A 2929-nucleotide genomic window follows, 5' to 3' on the forward strand; every position below is an offset into this window, starting at 1 on the left:
CGAAGGCGGGAATCCAGTCCTTTTAACCAATTTTTCAATATCTTTTTCTGGATTCCTGCTTCCGCAGGAATGACGCATTATTTCAAACATTTGCTGAATAGTTGCACTTTATTTTGTCTCATATGTATCCGAACTTATTCAGGATTCATTGGAAGACATTGTCTCTAAAGGTTTACTTTTGGCTTTTATTTCTGGCATGCTAACTAAATGAGGGTAATGGGCCTTGATGTAGGCGATAAATATATAGGGTTAGCTGTGAGTGACGCAATCGGCCTTACAGCTCATGGGCTTACCACTGTCGAGAGAGACAGCAGGTGTATAGGGAAATTAATAGAAATTATTGAAGAATATGAGGTTACATCCATTGTTGTCGGTATCCCGAAGATGCTTAACGGGTCTATAGGTGTCCAGGGAGAAAAGGTGTTAAAATTTATAGAAGAGCTTAAGGGGGCGATAGATTTGCCAATTTTTCAATGGGATGAAAGGCTGAGTACAGTAGCTGCCGAGAGGGTCCTCCTTGAAGCAGATTTGAGCAGAAAGAAGAGGAAAGGCCTCAGGGATAAAGTTGCTGCAATTATTATTCTGCAAAGCTATTTGGACAGCAGGCCTGCCGCGCTTCGCGAAGCGAGGCAGGGGGGGTCATAATGGGGCGACTTCGCAAGGTCGTATATATGATGTTCGCTCATAGGCTGAGGTTTGCTGTCATTAGCTTTTTGCTTGTTTTCTGCCTTATCGTTTATACAGGCCTTTTAAGGTCAGCCTCTTCCATAGGGCACTGGAAGGAAGTTAAAATTCCCAATGGGTCGACCTATCTGCAGGCACTGAATGTACTGGAAAAAGAGGGCCTTATCAGGAACAAGTTTATGCTCGTAATATTTGGAAAACTTACAGGCACTGAAAAGAAGATAAAGGCAGGTTATTATAACCTCAACCCTGATATGTCACCCCTTGAAATTTTTAATATTTTAAGAAATGGAAAAATTATTGAATATTCCATCACCATCCCAGAAGGGGCTACACTTGAGGAAATAATATTAAGGCTTGCAGAGAAGGGCTTTGCAGAAGATGATCTCTATCAGATTGTAAAGGCTGAAGATCTTCTCTATAACCTTGATGTTGATGCCCCCAGCCTTGAGGGTTATTTATATCCTGATACCTATAATCTTCCAAAAGGGATGAGACCTGAGGAAATTCTTAAGATGATGGTAGCGAGGTTAAGAAAAAACCTGAACCAGGACCTTATGGAAAGGGCAAAAGCCCTCGGCTTTAGTGAAAGGGAGGTCCTGACCCTTGCATCTATTATAGAAAGAGAGGCGAAGTTTGACGAAGAACGCTCCCTTATATCTGCTGTTTACCATAACCGTTTAAGGAAGAATATGCCTCTTCAGGCAGACCCTACTGCGATTTACGGTGTAAAAAAAATGGGAGAGAAAATAACAAAGAAAGACCTCAAGAGATATACCCCTTATAATACCTATAAGATAAGGGGTTTGCCGCCAGGCCCAATTGCCTCGCCAGGTATAAAATCAATAAGGGCAGCCCTTTATCCTGCTGACGTTGATTATCTTTATTTTGTCTCTCAAAATGATGGGAGCCACTTTTTTTCTACAGAGCTGAGCGAACATGCCAATGCAGTAAGGACTTATCAGTTGAACCCTGGCAGGGAAAAAAGCAGGAATTAATTATGCCCGGATAGAGTATGATGAGAAAACAGACCAGACAGATAACCCTCGGCAGGCTTAAGATTGGTGGGGATGCGCCGATTGTTGTCCAGTCCATGACAAAGACCGACACAGCGGATATTGCATTAACAGTGGCGCAGATAAAAGAGCTTGAGGCAGCAGGCTGTGAGGCAATAAGGGTTGCAGTCCCTGATATGGACGCTGCAGCGGCTATCAGTAAAATCAAGAAGGCAATATCAATCCCCCTTATTGCTGATATTCACTTTGACTACCGCCTTGCCCTTAAGGCAATAAAACACGGCGCTGATGGCCTCAGGATAAATCCAGGTAACATCGGAGACTTCGATAAAGTTAAAAAGGTTGTAAATGCATGTAAAGATAAAGGCATTCCCATAAGGATAGGGGTGAATGCCGGGTCATTGGAGAAAAGGCTTTTAAAAAAATACGGACATCCTACTGCAGATGCATTGGTTGAAAGCGCCGAGGGGCATATAAGGCTGCTTGAAGACCTTGGCTTTACAGCCATCAAGGTTTCCCTCAAGGCCTCAGATGTTATGAAGACTGTTGAAGCATACAGGCTTTTCTCCCGAAAGTTTGACTACCCGCTTCACATCGGGATTTCTGAAGCTGGCCTTGCCTTCTCTGGGACTATAAAAAGCTCGGTTGGTCTTGGCATACTCCTTTCAGAAGGCATTGGAGATACAGTAAGAGTTTCTCTGACAGCAAGCCCTGTGGAAGAGGTAAAAGTAGCCTATGAGATTTTAAAATCCCTCGGCCTGAGGCAGAAGGGGCCTGAAATAATATCATGCCCTACCTGTGGACGCTGCAGGATAGATATAAAAGGCCTTGTTGAAAAGGTGGAGGCAAAGCTAAGTGACATCAGAAATCCTCTAAAGATTGCCGTAATGGGGTGTGTTGTCAATGGCCCGGGAGAGGCGAGGGAGGCTGACATCGGGATTGCTGGCGGGAAGGGCATGGGCATTCTTTTCAAACATGGGAAGGTAGTTAAAAAACTCAGAGAAGGTGAGCTTCTCGATGCCCTTATGAGGGAGATAAGGCATCTTTAACTTTTTATGGTAGCACTTCCAGGAAGAAGTGCTCCATTTATAAAGGGGAGAATATGGGGAGGTTAGCCTTATGAAGGCATGGACACATCCGGGCGGTAAGTTAAGAGAACTCGGCGCTGAATCGCTGACTGATGCAGAACTTCTGGCAATTCTTATTTCTACAGGGACAAAGGGGAAACC

3 protein-coding genes are annotated in these 2929 nt (G+C 44.1%); all 3 read left to right on the forward strand.

Going from position 1 to position 2929, the window contains the following annotated elements:
• Positions 1–207: 207 nt before the first annotated feature.
• From ruvX to ispG, 3 genes are read left to right on the forward strand one after another with little or no spacing between them, the layout of a single operon-like run.
• The gene (gene ruvX / locus HZC12_08470) at positions 208–645 is read left to right on the forward strand and encodes a Holliday junction resolvase RuvX (GenBank protein ID MBI5026738.1); all 438 of its coding nucleotides are present in this window, start codon (positions 208–210) and stop codon (positions 643–645) included.
• Positions 645–1682 (forward strand): endolytic transglycosylase MltG, encoded by a 1038-nt coding sequence (gene mltG, locus HZC12_08475; GenBank protein ID MBI5026739.1) that lies wholly within the window; start codon positions 645–647, stop codon positions 1680–1682. Before ruvX ends, mltG begins: the two co-directional genes overlap by 1 nt.
• A 20-nt stretch (positions 1683–1702) precedes the next feature.
• Positions 1703–2749, forward strand: coding sequence for a flavodoxin-dependent (E)-4-hydroxy-3-methylbut-2-enyl-diphosphate synthase (gene ispG, locus HZC12_08480; GenBank protein ID MBI5026740.1), 1047 nt, complete (start codon positions 1703–1705; stop codon positions 2747–2749).
• Positions 2750–2929 lie beyond the last annotated feature (180 nt).

It is taken from the genome of Nitrospirota bacterium (assembly GCA_016214385.1).
In the GTDB taxonomy this organism is placed as follows: Bacteria; Nitrospirota; Thermodesulfovibrionia; order UBA6902; family JACROP01; genus JACROP01.